The organism is Streptomyces sp. NPDC019443, from assembly GCF_044389785.1.
Classification (GTDB): domain Bacteria; phylum Actinomycetota; class Actinomycetes; order Streptomycetales; family Streptomycetaceae; genus Streptomyces.
Window position 1 is genome coordinate 275,702 of sequence record NZ_JBIRYJ010000001.1, and the last position, 18,277, is coordinate 293,978.

Genomic DNA, 18,277 nt, shown 5'->3' on the forward strand with positions numbered 1-18,277 from the left:
TGAGGAGACCGACATGCTGGACATCGCCGAAGAGCTGAACCGGTGGGTCGAGCAGGGACGCGAGTTCGCTGTCGCCACTGTGGTGGCCGTCGGCGGCAGCGCGCCCCGGCAGCCGGGGGCGGCCCTCGCCGTGGACAGCGAGGGCACGGCGATCGGGTCGGTCTCCGGAGGGTGTGTGGAAGGCGCGGTGTACGAGCTGTGCCGACAGGCGCTCGAGGACGGCGGGAGCGTCCTCGAGCGCTTCGGCTACAGCGACGAGGATGCGTTCGCCGTCGGCCTGACGTGCGGCGGCATCATCGACATCCTCGTCACGCCGGTACGCGGCGGGATCTTCCCCGGCGCGCTGGCCGCCGCCGCCAGGGGGGAGGCGGCGGCCCTCGCCAGAATCACGGACGGCCCGTCCGATCTGATGGGCCGCGCAATGCTGGTCCGCCCCGACGGTTCGTACGAGGGATCGCTGGGCGGCCACCCGGAACTGGACCGTACGGCGGCGGCAGAGGCGGGCGCGATGCTCGAGGCGGGCCGCACGGGCACTCGGGTCATCGGCGAGGACGGCAGCCGGTGCGGGCAGCCGCTGACCCTCCTCGTGGAGTCCGCGGTCCCCGCTCCCCGGATGATCGTCTTCGGTGCGATCGACTTCGCCTCCGCGCTGGTACGGGTCGGCAAGTTCCTCGGCTACCACGTCACGGTCTGCGACGCCCGCCCCGTCTTCGCGACGAGGACCCGCTTCCCGGAGACGGACGAGATCGTCGTCGACTGGCCGCACCGCTACCTGGAGTCGGCGGAGGTGGACAGCCGTACGGTCCTCTGCGTGCTCACCCATGACGCCAAGTTCGACGTCCCCCTCCTCGAACTGGCGCTCAAGCTTCCCGTCGCCTACGTCGGCGCGATGGGCTCCCGCCGCACCCACGAGGACCGCAACACCCGCCTGCGCGAGGTCGGCGTCACAGAACTCGAACTGGCCCGTCTGCGCAGCCCGATCGGCCTGGACCTGGGGGCGCGCACTCCGGAGGAGACTGCGCTCTCGATCGCGGCGGAGATCGTGGCGAACCGCCGCGGCGGCAGCGGGGTCTCCCTGACGGGAGCGCACACCCCGATCCACCACGACGCCGAGCAGGAACTGACGGGGCGAATCGGGTCGGTCGCCTGACGCCCCCGGGGGCCTTGGTTGTGACGACACCGCCGGGCGGCGCGGGAGCGGGTGGGGCGCCGGCGCCCCGTTCCTCTGCCCTGGGCCGGCTCGCGTCGCCGGCGAGGGGCCCGGCGGTGCACGGCTTCGCCCGCGCGAGCTGCGCCGCGAAGCCCGTGCTCCCCGGGGGTGTTGGGGCGTAAGCCCCCTGAACACCGGCTGTCCCCTGCCGGGGCCGGGGGTGCAGCCCCCGGGTTCGGCAAGGGACGGGGCAGGGGAAAGAATGGCCCCTCATCGCACACACGTACCCACCGGGGTGACAGTCCAGACACGCGCGACCCGCACAACCCCCGCCGCCCACCTCGGCGTACGACAGCCTCGGCCCAACCGCTGCCCAGGAGTGAACCCGTGAGACGCATCCCATCGCCCTTCCGCCTTGTGCCCTTACCTCTCGCCCTCGCCGCCGCCCTGCTCTCCGGCCCCTCGGCCGAGCCCGCAGCCGCCCGCACCGCCCCCGAACCCGCAGCCGCCCGCACCGCCCCCGAGCCCGCCGCCGCCCGTACCGCGCCCGAGCCCGCCCGTACCGCGCCCGAGCCTGACCCCCAACTCACCCGGCTCTACACCCCCGCCGCCAACCCCGATGCCCTCCGCCACGCCTTCGACCTCGGCCGCGAGGGCCGGCCCGCCGACGAGGCCAAGATCCTCGCCATGGTTCGTACGCCGCACGCCGTCTGGTACGGCGACGAAACCCCCTCCGACATCGAGCGCGACGTCCGCACCGTCGTCCGTGACGCCGCGGACAACCTCGCCGTGCCCGTCCTCGCGCTGTACAACATCCCCGGCCGCGACTGCTCCAGCTACTCCGGCGGCGGCGCCTCCACCACCGCCGAGTACAAGGCCTGGATCGACGCCATCGCCCGCGGCATCGGCGGGCGCCACGCGCTCATCGTCCTCGAACCGGACGCGCTCGCCCTCCTGCCCGCCGACTGCGGGCAGGACGACGCCGCCGGTACCAGGACCGCCGCCCGCTACGCCGAAGTCGACTACGCGGTCGACACGCTCGAACCCCTCGCCCGCACCAAGGTCTACCTCGACACGGGACACCCCGCCTGGCACTCCGTCAACACCATCGTGCCCCGCCTCGTCAAGGGCGGCGGCGCCCGCGCCACCGGCTTCTACACCAACGCCTCCAACTACCAGACCGACGACGCCAACGCCTGGTACGGCAAGCTCATCTCCGCCTGTCTCGCCCACGCCGCGGCCGGCGGCGATCCGGCGCACTGCCCCTCCCAGTACTGGCCCCGCCCCACTGCCCTGGCCTGGATGAAGGACAACGCCCCCGCCGACCCCGCCGGGATGAAGCACTTCGTCACCGACAGCAGTCGCAACGGCCTCGGCCCCTGGACCCCGCCCGTCGGCAAGTACACCGACGCGCAGGACTGGTGCAACCCGCCCGGTCGCGGCCTCGGCGCCCGTCCCACCCTGAGCACCGGCGACCCGCTGCACGACGCGCGGTTGTGGATCAAGACCCCGGGGGAGTCGGACGGCCTGTGCCTGCGCGGTACGGCGGGTCCCGAGGACCCCGAGCGCGGCACCGTCGACCCCAAGGCGGGCGAGTGGTTCCGTGACCAGGCCCTGGAGCTCGCCCGGCTGGCACAACCGCCAATCGCCACGCCCTGACGCGTGAGATGCTGCCGGATCTCGAACTGCCGTCTGTCCAAGATCAGTCGGTTCGGGATCCGGCCTGCGTCCGGCAGGGCACCCCGCGCCTCACGCGCGGCGTGCGACCACCAGCCGGCAGCGCGGTCTGCCGTCCGGCAACCGGCCCAGATCCTGCATCGGCAGCAGCTCCACCGAGAACCCCGCCCGCCTCAGATCGGCCAGCACATCCGGGAGCCGGAAGGTGCGGTAGTACATGACGAAGCTCGGCCGCCACAGCAGATTCCGTACGCGCATCGCCACATCGAAACCCCACAGCGTCCAGTAGAGCCGCGAGCCGATCCGGGGCGGCGCGGGAACGGGAAAGACGAACCGGCCGCCCGGCCGCAGGGCCTTGTGGACCTCGGCGAACAGCAGCGGCCGCTCCCGGGGCAGGAAGTGGCCGAACGCCCCGAAGCTCACGGCCAGGTCGAAGGCCCGCTCGAAGGGGAGAGCGCGGGCGTCGGCCCGTACCCAGTTCACCGCCGGTCCGCCCGGCCGGGTCTCCGCCGACCTCCTGGCCTCGGCGAGCATGCCCGCGCTGAAGTCGACACCGGTGACTTGGTCCTCGCACAGCTTCGACAGGACACCCACTCCGGCGCCGGTGCCGCAGCAGACGTCGAGTCCCGACGAGAAGGGGCCGAGCGGCCGGACCGCGTGAACCACCTCGTCCAGCAGGCGCTCCGACGTCCGGAAGGGCGTCTCGTCGAACTTCGGCGCGAGCAGGTCGTAGCCGTGCTCGGTGGACGAGAGCGCCTGCACGGCGAGCTCGCGGAAGGTGGGGCCCGAAGGAGTGAACATCACCCCATCTTCCTCCGTATACGTGGAGGGTCCATGCGCATCCGTACGGGCCGTTCCATGCAGGGGAGGCAGGGTCAATGGCCGGCAGCAATGTCACCGCACTCTTCCGCGCGTCCACCGCGCACAGCCCGTCGTACTTCACGCTGAACCGGGCAGGCGGTGGCCCCGCCGGTGAGATCACCGACTTCTGTATCCCCTGCAATCCGTACTTCCCCACCCCCGCGATGTTCGACCAGCTCGGCCGCGGGCTGCGCGAGATCCTCACCTACTACCCGAGCGGCGCCGACACCATCACCGCCGAGCTGTGCCAGGTGCTCGGGCTCAACCCGCAGACCGTCGCCATGGGCAACGGCTCCACCGAACTGATCACCTGGATCGACCACTTGCTGGTGCACGAGTCGCTGGCCGTGCCCGTCCCCACCTTCGGCCGGTGGACCGACCAGCCGATGGAGACCGGCAAGCGCGTCGACATGCTCCTGCTGCCCGAGGCGCACGGCTTCCGCCTCGATCCGACGTCCTTCGTACAGTTCGTCCGGACCCGTGGCTCCCGCGCCGCGGTCATCTGCAACCCCAACAACCCCGACGGCGGCTTCCTGCCCAAGCAGCAGGTCATCGCTCTGCTCGACTCGCTCCAGGACCTGGACCTGATCGTCGTCGACGAGTCCTTCCTCGAATTCTCGGACGCCGAACAGGAGCCGAGCGTCGCCGCGGAGGCCGTCCTGCGGACGAATGTGATCGTGCTGCGCAGCCTGGGCAAGAACTTCGGGCTGCACGGAGTGCGCTTCGGCTATCTCGTGTCGAATCCCAGTCTGGCCGGCAAGGTGCGGGCCGCACTGCCGAAGTGGAACCTCAACTCCTTCGCGGAGACCGTGGTGTTCATGCTGAAGGAGCACCGCCAGGAGTACGCCGAGAGCCTTCAGCAGGCCCGCCGCGACCGGCAGGAGATGACCTGGCGGCTCTCCCAGCTGCCGGGGCTGACCGTCTACCCCTCGCAGGGCAACTTCCTCTACGTACGCCTGCCGGAGGGCGTGGACGGGACGGTCCTGCGGGACCGGCTGCTCGCCGAGCACGGGGTGCTGGTGCGCGAGTGCAGCAACAAGATCGGCAGTTCGAGCCGGTTCCTGCGGCTGGTGGTGCGCCCGCAGCAGGATGTGATGCGGCTGATGTCGGCGATGGAGCAGGTGCTGTACGGGCAGCGCACCCAGGTGCCCGAGCCGCTTCCGGAGCCGCTGGCGCCGATGCTGGCGCAGGCGCCCCAGTCGAAGCCGCAGCCGCTGCCGCAGGCACAGCCGGCGGTGCAGCAGCCGGGGCCGATGCCGATGCTGGCGCTCGCCCAGCAGCCGGTCGACGCGCGGGGCCTCGGGCCGGTCCGTTCCACGGGCACGGCGGCCGTGGACCGCCTGATCGCCCAGGCATAGAGCCGGAGCACTGTATTGACGAATACACGCCATGCCCTTACGTTGCTATGCGCTGAGCTGTTCAGCTACCGGCCCAGCATTCATATATCTGAACAGTCTGCGTCGAGGGAGTGGAAGATGACCGGTAAACGCCCCATGCTCGCCGGCTTAGCAGGAATCTGCGGAGTCCTGCTGGTGGCCCCGAGCGCCTCCGCCGAAGTCGAGCCGGGCGGCTGGACCTCGCAGTCGCCCTCGTTCAACGTCCAGGAGAGAGGCTGTGGCCAGGTCGACAACCTCACCTTCAAGCTCACCTGCTCGACCGGCAGCGGCGATCAGCGCGCCGAGCGGCGGTATGCCACGTACACCGGCGGCACCCGCCAGTTCGAGGGCTACTTCAAGATCACCAGCCTGGGTGGCACCCGGATCAGCCTCAAGCAGACGTTCAGGGACGCGCCGTCCGCGGGGCCTTACTTCATGCTGGCCGTGGAACGCGGCGGCAGGCTCTACGCGGTGCACGGCGGCTCCACCGTGGCCAATGGGGCGACGGTCGGCACGAGCGTACGGGTCAACACCGTTCACCAAGTGGGCAGCAGCCACCGCACCTACATCAACGGGTCGCTGAAGCACACGTACGACAGCCCGGGCGGCAGCTTCTACGACAAGTTCGGGGCGTACCGGACGAGCAGTGGTCAGGGTCCCGCCACCGTGGTGTGGAGCGGCATCAAGTTCTGGCGCAAGTAGGGCCGGGATGAAAGCAGTTGGGGGCGCGTACCGCGCGCCGGCCGCCGCAGCCGTCATTGCCGTCACGTCGGCCGCCGTGGCCGGCTGCGCGGACGCGCCCGCCGAAAGCCCCACCGCCGAGAGGCCGCGGATGACACTGACCGCGACGCTCGACTCGCCGACCGACATCACCCTGCGCTGGAACGGCCGCGATCCAGGAGCCGCAGGCCGCACCGTCGAGTTCGCCACCGAACCCGGCGGCCCGTACACCATCCTGCAGTTCCTGCCGCCCGGCCGGGCGGCGTTCACGCACCCCGATCTGATGCCGAAGACCCCCTTCTACTACCGGCTGCGGCCCTTCTACGGGCCCACCTCCGCAGCGGTGAACGTCACGCTGCCCGCGGGCGACTTCAGCCAGCGGGACCAGCGGAACGACCACGAATGGGCGGAGCCACGGACGTCGGTGGGCGACAGCGGCCCGTCCCACTCGGTGAGAACGAAGGCCGCGGCTCCCGCGGGGCTGAAGGTCACGGTCATGCATGCGAACGGCATCAGGCTCACCTGGCAGGACCGCGCCCGCGGCGAGGAGGGCTACCTCATCGAACTGCGGCCCGCCGGCGACCCCGACTTCCGCGTCGCCGCGGTCGCGGGACCCGACATCGAATCCATCGGCCTGATCACCCTGCCCGACGAGAAGAAGTCGACCGTCCGCGTCCGGGCCTACTACTACGGCGAGCAGTCGAACGTCGTCCACCGTACGACGGGCCCCGAGGCCTGACTTCGCGCACCGGCCGCCAGATCCTGGCCGGTCCTGGCTACCTACGTAACGTCGGGCTTCCAGGCTGGGCGTTGTGCACAGTGGAGCAGGACCCGCCGCGCAGCCGCCCCTAGCCTCACCGGAACAGCACCCAACGAGGGGCGGTACCGGTGAACTGGCTCATCCACGACTACCGCGAGAGCGATCTCGCGGCGGTGGTCCACCTGATCGACACCACGGCCGAACTCGGACAGGAATCGGTCTTCTCACTCGCGGAATGCATCGGCGCGCTCACCTCGCGGCAGCCCGCCGTGGTCGCCGTCCACCGGGGCGTCCCCATCGGCACGGCCCTCGCCTCCGTGGCCGGTGAGCGCGCCTGGGTGATGCGTATCGCCATCTCCTCGGCCTGGCGCGGCCGGGGACTGGCGAGCGCCCTTCTGGTGGAGCTGGAGCGACGGCTCGTCGCCGCCCGGGTGGGCCGTATCGCCTACGTACTGCCCGAGGAAGAACTGCTGGGCGAGGGTCTGCTCAATGCGGGCTACACGCGGCAGCCTGCCGTGGCCTACTTCGAGAAGGTCGAGCCGCTCCACGGCCCCGTGGCCAGTCTGCTGGAGGATCTCGGCGGCCGGTTCCTGCCGAACGACCTGTGGGCCAAGATCGCCGGCATGGAGGCGCAGAAGGACCTCATCGAACGGCGCGTCGTACTGCCGCTCGCGGAACCTGAGCGAGCCGCCCGCCACGGTGTCAGGCCGCCGCGGGCCATCGCCCTGTTCGGCCCGCCCGGTACGGGGAAGACCACGTTCGCCCGGGGCATCGCCTCCAAGCTCGGCTGGCCGTTCGTCGAACTGCTCCCGTCCCGCCTTGCCGACGAGGGAAACCTGGCGGCCGCCCTGCGCAGCGCGTTCGCCCGGATCGCCGAGCTCGAACGGGTCCTGGTCTTCATCGACGAGGTCGAGGAGATCGCCCCGGTCCGCACCGAGCCCGCACAGCCGGGCGGAATGCACGGGGTGACCAATGAACTGCTCAAGCTCATACCGGGCTTCCGGGAGCGGGACGAGCGCCTGCTGGTGTGCGCCACCAACTCCATCTGCTCGCTGGACCCGGCGTTTCTGCGCCCCGGCAGATTCGACTATCTGATCCCGATCGGCACGCCGGACACGGCGGCCCGAGCGGCGATCTGGTCCCGGTACACGGACGGCCGGCCCGACGTGGATGTGACGGTCCTGGTGGCGGCCACCGATCTGTTCACCCCCGCCGACATCGAGCACGCGGCCCGGATCGCCGCCCAGACGGCGTTCGAGCGCGACCTGGAGACGCTCGGCAGCGGCAAGGGCGACCAAAGGGCGCTCGGCGCGAGCACAGAGGACTGTCTCTCGGCGATCGCCCAGTGCAGGCCGACGGTGACGCCCGCGATGATCGAGGAGTTCGGCGCGGACATCACCGCCCACGCCCGGTTCTGACGCACGTGGGAAGTGGAAGTGCGAAGCCCTCCGCGGGGTGCTGCAATGACCTGGAGGGCTGACCACCGCGGTCTGCCGTGGCGAGCGCCGCGCGAGGCCCGGACCCCTACCCGCTCGTGAGGAGTGGCGATGAGCGACGACTTCGAAGCGATGGGACCCGTCGACTACATGGTTGTCGAGTTCCCCGGCAATCGCATGACGGGCGAGGGCTTCCCCCTGCTCGTCGATCTGGTCGATCGCGGCATCATCCGCATCCTCGACCTCCTCTTCGTCCGCAAGGACAGCGACGGCTCGGTAGCCGCATTGGAACTGAGGGACCTCGGGGACGAGGTCGACCTGACCGTCTTCGAGGGCGCCTCGTCCGGGCTGCTGGGCCAGGACGACATCGACGAGGCCGGGGCCGCGCTGGAGCCGGGCAACTCCGCGGGAATCCTGGTGTACGAGAACCTCTGGGCGGCACCTTTCGCCCGGGCCATGCGGCGCAGTGGTGCGCAGCTGGTGGCGGGCGGCCGAATTCCCGTCCAGGCCCTGCTGGCCTCGCTGGACGCGGCCGAGGCGACGGCCCCCGACAGACCGGTCGCCGGCTGAGAGCAACGACCCGCGGACCGTCCGCGCGACGGCCCGCCCCGCACGCACCGTGGGAGATGAGTGAACATGCCCGGACTTCTTCGTGGCGTCGCCCGCACCGCCGTTGTTGCCGGAACCGCCACCGCGGTGTCCAATCGCGTATCGCGGCGACAGGCGGGCCGATGGGCACAGCAGGACGACGCGCAGCAGGCCGCGGCCCCCGCCGCCCAGACCGCACCGCCTCCGGCCACCCCCGGCGACGACATGAGTAACAAGATCGATCAGCTCAAGCAACTGACCGACCTGAAAGCCCAAGGGGCGCTGACCGAAGAGGAATTCGCGGCACAGAAGCGCCAGATCCTCGGCTGACACCGGACAGCTGACACCGGACATGGGGGACTGGGAAGGGATGACCCCATGACGGAGCCGAGTCCGCGGCCGGCCACGTCCGGCGGCGGAACGCAGCCGGAGGAGGCGGACCGGCTGCGCGTCATGCTGCGAAGCCCGGGCTATCTGAAAACGCTCGTGTTCTGCGCCCTCATCGGTATTCCGGTGTCGTTCGCCGCGTTCTGGTTCCTCGTCGCGCTCCACGAGCTGGAGCATCTGATGTGGGCCGATCTGCCGCAGGCCCTGGACTGGGACACTCCGCCGTGGTGGTGGCCGCTGCCCCTGCTGCTGGTCGCCGGCATCGTCGTTGGCCTGGTGGTCACACATCTGCCCGGCGCCGGCGGTCACATCCCCGCGGCGGGACTGCAACCGGGGGGTGCCACGGCCAGGGCCCTGCCGGGGGTGATCCTCGCGGCTGTGGCCAGCCTCCCGCTGGGCGCGACCCTGGGCCCGGAAGCCCCGCTGATCGCCTTCGGCGGTGGCCTGGCGCTCCTCTTCAAGGACCTCGCCCACGCACCGGCCACCCCGGGGACCGCGGCGCTCGTGGGCGCGGCCGGGGCCGCGTCGGCTCTCGCGGCCATCTTCGGGAACCCGCTGGTCGCCGGGGTGCTGCTCATGGAGGTGGCGGGGGTCGGCGGTCCACAGCTGTTCGCGGTCATGCTGCCGGCGCTGCTGTCCAGCGGGGTGGGTTCGCTCGTGTTCACGGGCTTCGGCAACTGGACCGGCCTCTCGACCGGCGGTCTGTCCCTGAAGCTGAGGGCACCGTTTCCGCATCTCGACACCGGAGACGTGGTCTGGTCGGTGCTGATGGCGGTCGCGATCGGTGCCGCCGTGCATCTGGTGCTGGTCGGAGGCCGGCGGGTCGCCGCGTTCGTCCCGACGCGTCCCGTCGCCCACACGGCCGTCTGCGCACTGGCTGCCGGCGCCTGCGCCGCCGTGTACGCACTCGTCACCGACAGGTCGCCCGCGGACGTGGCCTCGTCCGGTCAGGCCACGCTGACCGGGCTCGCCGCCGATCCGCACGCCTGGGGGGTCGGCGCCCTGATCGCCGTACTGCTCTGCAAGGGCGCGGCCTACGCGCTCTGTCTGGGCAGCCTGCGAGGCGGGCCCATCTTTCCCGCGCTGTTCCTGGGCGGCGCGGTGGGCGTGCTGCTCGCGCCCCTTCCGGGTCTGGGTGTCGTACCGGGACTGGCTGCGGGCATGGCGGCCGCGGCGGCCAGTGCCCTGCGGCTGCCGATCAGCAGCATGGTGCTCGTCGTCCTGATGCTCGGCAGCGCCGCCATGAGCCCCGTGGTGATCCTGGCGGCCATCGTGGCGTTCGTGACCGCCGAGCTGCTTCCTCCCGGACGGGCTGTTCCGCCGGTGGGCAAGCCTGCCGGATCTGTGCCCACCCACGCGGCCGACCGGTCCTGAGAGCGGCGTCGCGCCGCTGCGGAACAGCCCCGAGTCGCGAAACGGATCACTTGGACCGATGTTGGAGGTAACCCGATCGGCCGAACGGGAGCCCGACCGGCCGGTCGTACGACACGAAGGAGCGCACCATGACGAGTCATGTGAGCGGAACCCACACGGGCGCTGCGGCGCGCAGTTCGGAGAAGAGCGGCCTCGGCAGCGGGTGGCTGGTCTTCGCAGCCGTCCTGATGGTTTTCGGCGGCTTCATGACGCTCTTCGCGGGCATCGCCGCCATCGCCAACGACGACGTGTTCGTCGCCACCGACGACTACGTCTACCGGTTCGACCTCACCGGATGGGGCTGGATCCATCTGATCCTCGGCATCGTGATCGTCCTCGCCGGATTCGCCCTGTTCCAGGGCGCCACGTGGGCGAGGGTCGTCGGTGTGGTGCTGGTAGGTCTTGCCATGATCGCGAACTTCCTGTGGCTGCCCTACGCGCCGTTCTGGGCGATGGTGCTGATCGCCATCGACGGCTTCGTCATCTGGGCGCTGTGCGCGGCTCCGAGTCCTTCGGAGAGGTGACGCGCGGGACTCCAGCGGCCCCAACTCCCGCCAACCGCGGGCGCGGCGGCCGCCCGCACCGCCCGAGGAGCCGCTCATGTCCCCGCGCGCGACAGGAGAACAGTGGCAGCTGCGTCACGGCGGGCAGAAGGCCGTCGTGGTCCAACTGGGCGGCGCCCTGCGCCACTACGAGGTGGACGGCCGACAGCTGCTGGACGGGTTCACCGCCGACGCGCGGATCACCGGCGGCCGAGGGCAGCTGCTCGTCCCCTGGCCCAACCGGGTGGGCGGCGGGCGCTACCACTTCAACGGCCAGGACCTGCAACTCCCACTGACCGAGCCGGAGAAGCACAATGCGATCCACGGCCTGCTGCGCTGGACCCCGTGGCAGCTGCTCGCCCGCAGCGACCACGGAGTCAGGGTGGGCACCACGCTCTTCCCGCAGCCGGGCTATCCCTTCCAACTGGAGGTATTCGCCGACTATCGGCTGGGGCCGGAGGGGCTCGAGGTTGCCGTCACCGCGACCAACGTGGGGGACATCGCGGCACCCTACGGTGTGGGCCAGCACCCCTACTTGACCGTGGGCACCGGTGCGGTGGACACGGCACTGCTGACCGTGCCCGCCCGCCACCGGCTGTGCACCGACGAGCAGGGCCTGCCGACCGGTCACGAACCGGTCGAGGGCACTCCGTACGACTTCCGCACCGCCCGCCCCATCGGCGACCAGCAGCTGGACACCGCCTTCGCCGGACTCGACCGTGACGGCTCCGGCCGGGCCGTGGTGCGGCTGGCTCACCCCTCGGGCCTCCATGGCATCGATCTCTGGCTCGGCGAAGGCACCGGATACGTGCAGGTGTACACCGGTGACACGCTGCCCGAGCCCGAGCGGCGGCGGCGCGGTGTCGCCGTGGAGGCCATGTCCTGCCCGGCGGACGCCTTCCGCAGCGGTACGGATCTCGCCGCCCTCGAGCCGGGCGGCAGCCATGTGCTCCGGTGGGGGCTCGGCCCGTGGGGGACCAGCGGCTGAGGCCGGCGCCGCTGTCGCGGCCCCGGACCGGCCGATCGACAATGAGACGGCCGTATGCACAACTCGTCGGCGGGAGGCAGCATCCTCATGGCCACGCGCACGGAACCACCGGCCCCGCAGGCCATGACCACGGACGCCTTCCGGGCGCTTTACGAGCACCTTCGCGACGAGGCCCGGCGCAGTCCGGACGACCGGCGCGGGGCGCTCGGCCACCTGACGCCCGAGCGCGTGGTGGCAGCCGCCGCCGAGGTCCGGTCCGGCCGTACGGTGTCCCTCGCCGCGCCCATCGAGACGCGGCCCGGACCGGACAACCCTGAACCCGCGGACCACCGGATGACCGGACCCGCAGCCGGTGACATCGGCGCGGGCGGGCTGCACTTCGCCCTCGACCGGTTCGCGATGAATGTGCACGGGGACGCCGACAGCCATCTCGACGCGCTCTGCCACGTGCTGTTCGACGGTGAGCTCTACAACGGGATCCCCGCGAGCAGTGTGACACCGGACGGCGCAGGTTCACTCTCCCTGGACATCGTTCGGGACGGCATCGTCGGCCGCGGGGTGCTCCTGGACATCCCACGACTGCGCGGCGTGCCGTGGCTGGAGCCCGGCGATCAGGTGACGGCCGCCGACCTGACCGCCGCCGAGGCCGCCCAGGGCGTCCGGGCCGGCCAGGGAGACCTGCTGCTCGTCCGGGTGGGTCACCGCCGCCGGCGCCGGGAACTCGGGGCCTGGAACGCGGCGCAGGCCAGGGCCGGACTTCATCCGACTGCGGTGCGGTTCCTGGCCGAGCGGAAGGTCGCGGTGCTCGGCTCGGACGGCAACAACGACACCGCCCCAAGTGCGGTTGCGGACATCGCCTTTCCCGTGCATGTGCTGGCCATACACGCCATGGGGCTGCACCTGATGGACTATCTGCAGTTCGAGGAGCTGGCTCCTGCGTGCGCAGCTGCGGACCGCTGGAGCTTCCTGTGCGTGGTCGCCCCGCTGCGGCTGCCCGCCGCCACCGGCTCCCCGGTGAATCCGATCGCCGTCCTGTGACCGCGGCCCGACGGCCGCGGCAGCACCGGTCCGGTCGCCGTGAACCGAAAGGGCGGATAGGTTCGAATGGGTGGGACGGGTATTTTTCCGCAGCGCGCAGTGACAGGTCCCGGCGGGGAGCGCAGGGCCGCGAGCGCAAGGACGGTGGTCGCCGTGGGCGATGCCCCTGACTACGACATCATCATCATCGGTACCGGTGCCGGCGGCGGAACGCTCGCCCACCGGCTCGCCCCCTCCGGGAAACGCGTGCTCATCCTCGAGCGCGGTGACTTCCTCCCGCGCGAGCGGGACAACTGGGACTCCACCGCCGTGTTCGTCAAGGGCAAGTACCGGGCCCCGGAGTTCTGGCTCGACAAGCACGGAAACGAGTTCCCGCCCGAGGTCAACTACTACGTCGGCGGCAACACCAAGTTCTACGGCGCCGCCCTCTTCCGGCTGCGCCCCGAGGACTTCGGCGAACTCCGCCACCACGACGGCATCTCGCCCGCATGGCCGATCCGCTACGAGGACCTGGAGCCGTACTACACCCAGGCCGAACACCTCTACCTGGTGCACGGGCGGCACGGCGAGGACCCCGGCGAAGGACCGGCGAGCGCGCAGTACGCCCACCCGCCCGTCGAACACGAGCCGCGCATCCAACAGCTCAGCGACGACCTCGAGAAGCGCGGACTGCGCCCCTTCCACCTGCCCATCGGTGTCAATCTGAGCCAGGACGGAAACGGCCGGGCGACCCATTCCAGCGTTTGTATCCGCTGCAACCGGGTGGACGGCTTCCCGTGCCTGGTGCGTGGCAAGTCCGACGCTCAGGTGATCTGCGTCGAGCCCGCACTGGAGCACCCCAACGTAGAGATGATCACCAACGCCCGGGTGGTCAGGCTGGAGACCGACCCGTCCGGGCTCAGCGTCAGCACGGTCGTCACCCGGCTCGCGGACGGCTCCGAGGCCCGGTTCGGGGCGGACATCGTGGTCGCCGCGTGCGGGGCGGTCAACTCCGCGGCCCTGCTGCTGGCATCGTCCAACGACCGGCACCCCCGAGGACTTGCCAACAGCTCCGACGTGGTCGGCCGACATTACATGCGGCACAACAACCTGGCGTTGATGGCACTGTCGAAGGAACCCAACGACACTCAGTTCCAGAAGACCCTCGCGCTCCACGACTGGTACCTGGGAGCGGACGACTGGGACTACCCGCTGGGCGGCATTCAGATGCTCGGCAAGTCGGACGCCGAGCAGATCCACGGCGAGGCCCCGCGCTGGGCCGGAGCAGTGACCCCGGACCTGCCGTTCGAGGTGCTGGCCCATCACGCTGTCGACTTCTGGCTGTGCAGTGAGGATCTTCCTCTCCCGGACAGTCGCGTCACCCTGGACGCGGACGGCAGGATCCATCTGTCCCTCGACGAGAAGAACAATGTCGCCGGGCTCAAGCGCCTGCAGCACAAACTGCAGGGAATGCTCGGCCACTTGGGCATGCACGAACACCAGCTGCTCTCGCACAGCATCTATCTGCACAAGGGCATGCCCATCGCCGCCACCGCGCACCAGGCCGGCACCGTCCGGTTCGGCGACGACCCGAACAGCTCTGCCCTGGACGTCAACTGCAAGGCCCACGACCTCGACAACCTCTATGTGGTCGACACGAGCTTCTTCCCGTGCATCGGCGCGGTCAACCCGTCGCTGACGGCCATGGCCAACGCCTTGCGGGTGGGCGACCACATCCTTGACCGGCTGACCTGACCGGCTGACCTGACCGGCTGACCTGACCGGCTGAGCTGACGGCGGTCCGGTCGATGGTCCGACCGGGCGAAGATGCTCCGCCGTGCGGCCCAATGTCTGCTTCGCCGCAGGTGCCGTCCCCGTCCGCCGGTGATTCTGTGACGAGCCGGGCTCGACCGGCGCACCGAGGAGGTAGGCAATCGTGAATTCCACCGCGGGCGCACCCCAGGGCGTGATCCCGACGCATCTGCTGAAGGGGCAGAAGGCTCTGGTGACCGGTGCCAACTCCGGTATCGGCAAGGCGACGGCCATCGGTCTCGGCCGGGCCGGCGCCGACGTGGTCGTGAACTACGTGGCCGACCGTGAGGCCGCCGAGCAAGTGGTAAAGGAGATCACCTCGTTCGGTGTGCGTGCGGCGGCGTACGAGGCGGATGTGTCCAGGGAGGACGAGGTCGTCGGCATGGTGGACCGGATGGTCCAGGAGTTCGGGACCATCGACATCCTTGTCGCCAACGCCGGTCTGCAGCGCGACGCCCCGTTCACCGAGATGACCCTCGCCCAGTGGCAGAAGGTGCTGGACGTCAACCTGACGGGTCAGTTCCTGTGCGCCCGGGAGGCGACGAAGGAGTTCCTGCGGCGCGGGGTCGTCCCGGAGGTGTCGAGCGCGGCAGGGAAGATCATCTGCATGAGCTCGGTCCACCAGCTCATCCCGTGGGCGGGGCATGTGAACTACGCCTCCTCCAAGGGCGGCGTACAGATGATGATGGAGACACTGGCGCAGGAACTCGCGCCGCAGAAGATCCGGGTGAACGCGGTCGCCCCGGGAGCCATCAAGACGCCGATCAACCGCGGCGCCTGGGAGACACCTCAGGCCCAGGAGGATCTGCTGCGGCTCATCCCCTACAAGCGCATCGGCGAACCCCAGGACATCGCCCATGCCGTCGTAGGCCTCGCGTCCGACCTCATGGACTACGTGGTGGGGACCACCCTCTACGTGGACGGCGGGATGACTCTCTTCCCCGGATTCGCCACCGGCGGCTGACCCTCTCCTGCACGTCGCGAGCAGCAAAGGCACGTATGCATACCACGGTCCACCTGCTGGCGGACGCCCCGGCCCAACTGCTGCCGGCCAGGCAGCTCATGGCATTCACCCTGGCCTCCCACATCATCCTGGTGCCGTTTGGGGTGGCGCTGCCGCTCCTCACCCTGGTGATGCACTATCGCGGCCTGCGCCGCAACGACCCCGTCGCCCTGCTCCTCGCCAGACGCTGGTCGGCCGTCATGGCAGTGCAGTTCGCGGTCGGCGTCGTCACCGGCACCGTCCTGTCCTTCGAGTTCGGCCTGCTCTGGCCGGGCCTGATGGGCAAGTGGGGTGATGTCTTCGGCATCGGATTCGGTGTCGAGGCGTGGGCCTTCTTCCTCGAAGCGGTACTCATCGCCATCTATCTCTACGGCTGGCGCAGACTGAAGCCGCGGACCCATTTCCTGCTCGGCCTGCCGCTTCCCGCAGCCGCACTGCTCGGGGCGTTCGGCATCCTGGCGGCCAACTCGTGGATGAATACGCCCCAAGGCTTCTCACTCGACTCCGACGGCAACCCGGTCGACGTCGACATCTGGTCGGCGATCTTCACCCCGATGTTCGGACCGCAGTACTGGCACTTCGTCGTGGCGATGCTGGTGACCGCGGGATACGTCGTCGCCGGCGTCTACGCGGTCGGCTGGCTGCGGGGCCGCAGGGACCGCTACCACCGGCTGGGCTTCACCCTTCCCTTCACCGTTGCCGCGGTGCTCACCCCGGTGCAGCTCATGCTGGGAGACTCCATCGCACGGTCGGTCTTCCACAAGCAGCCGGTGAAGTTCGCCGCGACGGAGATCGTCTGGAAGACCGACACCCATGTGCCGGAGTACTTGTTCGGACGCCTTCACCCGGACGGAACCATCTCCGGCGGCATCAAGATCCCCCAACTCGACTCCATCCTGGCCGGGTTCAGTCCCGGCACCAAGGTGACGGGACTGACGTCCGTCCCGGCGAGCCACCGGCCCACGGCCACTCAGGCCACCATCGCCCACTGGGCCTTCGACATCATGGTCGTGATCGGCTCGCTGCTCGTTCTCATCGCCCTCTGGTACGGCCTGGTCTGGCTGCGGCACCGCCGGCTGCCCGCCTCCCCGTGGTTCTTCCGCAGCGCGGCCTGTGCGGGAGTCGCCTCGGTCGTCGCCGTCGAGTGCGGCTGGATCACGACCGAAGTGGGCCGCCAGCCCTGGATCGTCTACCAGAACATGCGGGTCGCCGAAGCAGTGACGTCGACCCGGTCCACCAGCCTGTGGATCATGCTGGGCGTGGTGATCGTGGTGTACGTGCTGATCTTCGGCTCACTGCTCGCCGTACTGCTCAAGATGCGTACCCGTTGGAGGCTCGCCGACGAGCGCCGGGAGGCCGGGGAACCGGGCGAGGGACCGGAGGCGGAGACGCCGTACGGGCCCCGATCCCGGCCGCCCGCCGCCGACGTACTCGCCTCCCGTGGCGCCGGGTCCGGAGCGGACGAGGACGGGCTCTGATGACCGCGAACCTCATCGCCGCCGTACTGCTGCTCGCGGTGGCCGCCTATGCCTGCGCCGGCGGCACCGACTACGGGGCCGGGTTCTGGGACCTGACCGCCGGCGGCGCGGAACGCGGCAAGCGCCCCAGATGGCTGATCGACCACGCCATGGCACCCGTCTGGGAGGTCAACAACGTCTGGCTGATCTTCGTCTTCATCATCATGTGGACCGGATTCCCGACGCTGTTCCAGACCGTGTTCTCCGCGATGTGGCTGCCGCTGGCGCTCGCCGCCATCGGCATGGTCCTGCGCGGCGCCGGGTTCGCCCTGCGCAAACCCGCCCGGCGCCTGGCCCGTCGGCGCATCTTCGGGGCGGTGTTCGCCGTCGCCTCGCTGCTCACCCCCTTCTTCCTCGGCGCGGCCGTCGGCGGCATCGCCTCCGGCCGGGTGGCGCCGGGAACGGAAGCCTCGGCGGAAGCCTGGTCCAACCCCACTTCCGTCCTCTTCGGGCTGCTCACCGTCGCATCGACGGCCTTCCTCGGAGCCGTGTTCCTGGCCAGAGACGCGGCACGCTTCGGCGCGCCCGACCTCGTCGGCTACTTCCGGCTGCGGGCCCTCGGCAGCCTCGCCGTCGTAACCGTGCTGGGATTGGCGGCGCTAGCCGTCACTCACGGCGACGCCCCCTATGTGTGGAACGGGCTCACGGGCGGCCTCGGCCTCGGGTTCGTCGTTCTGGCCGCAGTGTGCGCCGCCGCCACGGTCTGGCTCCTGCTCCGGGCGTCCGGCGCCTGGTCCCGCTTCACGGCCGTGGGCGTGGTCGCGGCGGCCGTCATCGCTTGGGGGGCAGCCCAGCGCCCCTACCTCATCCCCACGTCCCTGACCGTGGCGGAAGCCGCCGGCGCTCCCACGACGCTGCGCTGGCTCGGCGTCGTCACGCTCGTCGCCGTGCTGCTCGTCGGACCTGCCGTCGTCCTGCTCTACTGGCTGGACACCCACGGCGAGCTGGAATCCCTCACCGATGCCGACCTTCAGCGCAGCGCGCCCGGCCTCGGTGGCACGGCCGACGACGACTGACCATCAGGCGGGTG

General features: G+C 70.5%; 17 protein-coding genes. 16 read left to right on the forward strand and 1 reads right to left on the reverse strand.

The genetic code is table 11. The annotated features are described in order from the left end of the window. Window positions 1-13 precede the first annotated feature (13 nt). Both ACH492_RS01255 and ACH492_RS01260 read left to right on the forward strand, forming a co-directional pair. Complete coding sequence (locus ACH492_RS01255) at window positions 14-1,150, forward strand: XdhC family protein (protein ID WP_398981525.1); 1,137 nt, start codon at window positions 14-16, stop codon at window positions 1,148-1,150. A 387-nt stretch (window positions 1,151-1,537) separates the two neighbouring features. Next, window positions 1,538-2,809, forward strand: coding sequence for a glycoside hydrolase family 6 protein (locus ACH492_RS01260; protein ID WP_398981526.1), 1,272 nt, complete (start codon window positions 1,538-1,540; stop codon window positions 2,807-2,809). A 90-nt stretch (window positions 2,810-2,899) separates the two neighbouring features. On the opposite strand, the gene ACH492_RS01265 is transcribed toward ACH492_RS01260, so the two are convergent. After that, window positions 2,900-3,628: a class I SAM-dependent methyltransferase gene (locus tag ACH492_RS01265; RefSeq protein WP_398981528.1), complete on the reverse strand. Its 729-nt coding sequence runs from the start codon at window positions 3,626-3,628 to the stop codon at window positions 2,900-2,902. 77 nt (window positions 3,629-3,705) lie between these two features. Here ACH492_RS01265 and ACH492_RS01270 point away from each other — a divergent pair, with 77 nt between their 5' ends. The 14 genes from ACH492_RS01270 (at window position 3,706) to ACH492_RS01335 (ending at window position 18,263) form a co-directional block, all read left to right on the forward strand. Further along, window positions 3,706-5,046 carry a pyridoxal phosphate-dependent aminotransferase gene (locus tag ACH492_RS01270; RefSeq protein ID WP_398981529.1) on the forward strand — a complete coding sequence of 447 codons (1,341 nt, stop codon included), beginning with the start codon at window positions 3,706-3,708 and terminating at the stop codon, window positions 5,044-5,046. A gap of 117 nt (window positions 5,047-5,163) precedes the next feature. Beyond that, window positions 5,164-5,766, forward strand: coding sequence for a hypothetical protein (locus tag ACH492_RS01275; protein ID WP_398981531.1), 603 nt, complete (start codon window positions 5,164-5,166; stop codon window positions 5,764-5,766). Window positions 5,767-5,773: 7 nt separating this feature from the next. Next, window positions 5,774-6,523, forward strand: a complete 750-nt coding sequence (locus tag ACH492_RS01280) for a fibronectin type III domain-containing protein (protein WP_398981533.1) — start codon at window positions 5,774-5,776, stop codon at window positions 6,521-6,523. 149 nt (window positions 6,524-6,672) lie between these two features. Continuing rightward, window positions 6,673-7,962 carry an ATP-binding protein gene (locus ACH492_RS01285; protein WP_398981535.1) on the forward strand — a complete coding sequence of 430 codons (1,290 nt, stop codon included), beginning with the start codon at window positions 6,673-6,675 and terminating at the stop codon, window positions 7,960-7,962. Between the two features lie 129 nt (window positions 7,963-8,091). After that, window positions 8,092-8,550 carry a DUF6325 family protein gene (locus ACH492_RS01290; protein ID WP_398981537.1) on the forward strand — a complete coding sequence of 153 codons (459 nt, stop codon included), beginning with the start codon at window positions 8,092-8,094 and terminating at the stop codon, window positions 8,548-8,550. Window positions 8,551-8,616: 66 nt separating this feature from the next. Beyond that, the gene (locus ACH492_RS01295; RefSeq protein ID WP_398981539.1) at window positions 8,617-8,898 is read left to right on the forward strand and encodes an SHOCT domain-containing protein; all 282 of its coding nucleotides are present in this window, start codon (window positions 8,617-8,619) and stop codon (window positions 8,896-8,898) included. A 48-nt stretch (window positions 8,899-8,946) separates the two neighbouring features. Next, window positions 8,947-10,329, forward strand: a complete 1,383-nt coding sequence (locus ACH492_RS01300; protein WP_398981541.1) for a chloride channel protein — start codon at window positions 8,947-8,949, stop codon at window positions 10,327-10,329. 128 nt (window positions 10,330-10,457) lie between these two features. Then, window positions 10,458-10,892 carry a hypothetical protein gene (locus ACH492_RS01305; RefSeq protein WP_398981543.1) on the forward strand — a complete coding sequence of 145 codons (435 nt, stop codon included), beginning with the start codon at window positions 10,458-10,460 and terminating at the stop codon, window positions 10,890-10,892. A 76-nt stretch (window positions 10,893-10,968) separates the two neighbouring features. Beyond that, on the forward strand, window positions 10,969-11,898 hold the full coding sequence (locus ACH492_RS01310; protein WP_398981545.1) for an aldose 1-epimerase family protein: 930 nt from the start codon (window positions 10,969-10,971) through the stop codon (window positions 11,896-11,898). Between the two features lie 123 nt (window positions 11,899-12,021). Beyond that, on the forward strand, window positions 12,022-12,936 hold the full coding sequence (locus ACH492_RS01315) for a cyclase family protein (RefSeq protein ID WP_398983223.1): 915 nt from the start codon (window positions 12,022-12,024) through the stop codon (window positions 12,934-12,936). 153 nt (window positions 12,937-13,089) lie between these two features. Beyond that, entirely contained in the window at window positions 13,090-14,670 is a 1,581-nt protein-coding gene (locus ACH492_RS01320; protein WP_398981547.1) for a GMC oxidoreductase, read from the forward strand. 226 nt (window positions 14,671-14,896) lie between these two features. After that, window positions 14,897-15,691: an SDR family oxidoreductase gene (locus ACH492_RS01325; RefSeq protein WP_398983225.1), complete on the forward strand. Its 795-nt coding sequence runs from the start codon at window positions 14,897-14,899 to the stop codon at window positions 15,689-15,691. Window positions 15,692-15,726: 35 nt separating this feature from the next. Continuing rightward, complete coding sequence (locus tag ACH492_RS01330) at window positions 15,727-17,208, forward strand: cytochrome ubiquinol oxidase subunit I (protein WP_398981549.1); 1,482 nt, start codon at window positions 15,727-15,729, stop codon at window positions 17,206-17,208. After that, on the forward strand, window positions 17,208-18,263 hold the full coding sequence (locus tag ACH492_RS01335; RefSeq protein WP_398981551.1) for a cytochrome d ubiquinol oxidase subunit II: 1,056 nt from the start codon (window positions 17,208-17,210) through the stop codon (window positions 18,261-18,263). The genes ACH492_RS01330 and ACH492_RS01335 overlap by 1 nt, the downstream gene beginning before the upstream one ends. The last annotated feature ends 14 nt before the right edge of the window (window positions 18,264-18,277 follow it).

What these genes read in the sequence shown, in the direction of transcription:
- ACH492_RS01265 (WP_398981528.1), bottom strand. Translation starts at nt 3,628, where the DNA reads ATGTTCACTCCTTCGGGCCCCACCTTCCGCGAGCTCGCCGTGCAGGCG.
- ACH492_RS01305 (WP_398981543.1), top strand. Translation starts at nt 10,458, where the DNA reads ATGACGAGTCATGTGAGCGGAACCCACACGGGCGCTGCGGCGCGCAGT.
- ACH492_RS01275 (WP_398981531.1), top strand. Translation starts at nt 5,164, where the DNA reads ATGACCGGTAAACGCCCCATGCTCGCCGGCTTAGCAGGAATCTGCGGA.
- ACH492_RS01310 (WP_398981545.1), top strand. Translation starts at nt 10,969, where the DNA reads ATGTCCCCGCGCGCGACAGGAGAACAGTGGCAGCTGCGTCACGGCGGG.
- ACH492_RS01270 (WP_398981529.1), top strand. Translation starts at nt 3,706, where the DNA reads ATGGCCGGCAGCAATGTCACCGCACTCTTCCGCGCGTCCACCGCGCAC.
- ACH492_RS01290 (WP_398981537.1), top strand. Translation starts at nt 8,092, where the DNA reads ATGAGCGACGACTTCGAAGCGATGGGACCCGTCGACTACATGGTTGTC.
- ACH492_RS01335 (WP_398981551.1), top strand. Translation starts at nt 17,208, where the DNA reads ATGACCGCGAACCTCATCGCCGCCGTACTGCTGCTCGCGGTGGCCGCC.
- ACH492_RS01300 (WP_398981541.1), top strand. Translation starts at nt 8,947, where the DNA reads ATGACGGAGCCGAGTCCGCGGCCGGCCACGTCCGGCGGCGGAACGCAG.
- ACH492_RS01330 (WP_398981549.1), top strand. Translation starts at nt 15,727, where the DNA reads ATGCATACCACGGTCCACCTGCTGGCGGACGCCCCGGCCCAACTGCTG.
- ACH492_RS01255 (WP_398981525.1), top strand. Translation starts at nt 14, where the DNA reads ATGCTGGACATCGCCGAAGAGCTGAACCGGTGGGTCGAGCAGGGACGC.
- ACH492_RS01280 (WP_398981533.1), top strand. Translation starts at nt 5,774, where the DNA reads ATGAAAGCAGTTGGGGGCGCGTACCGCGCGCCGGCCGCCGCAGCCGTC.
- ACH492_RS01315 (WP_398983223.1), top strand. Translation starts at nt 12,022, where the DNA reads ATGACCACGGACGCCTTCCGGGCGCTTTACGAGCACCTTCGCGACGAG.
- ACH492_RS01295 (WP_398981539.1), top strand. Translation starts at nt 8,617, where the DNA reads ATGCCCGGACTTCTTCGTGGCGTCGCCCGCACCGCCGTTGTTGCCGGA.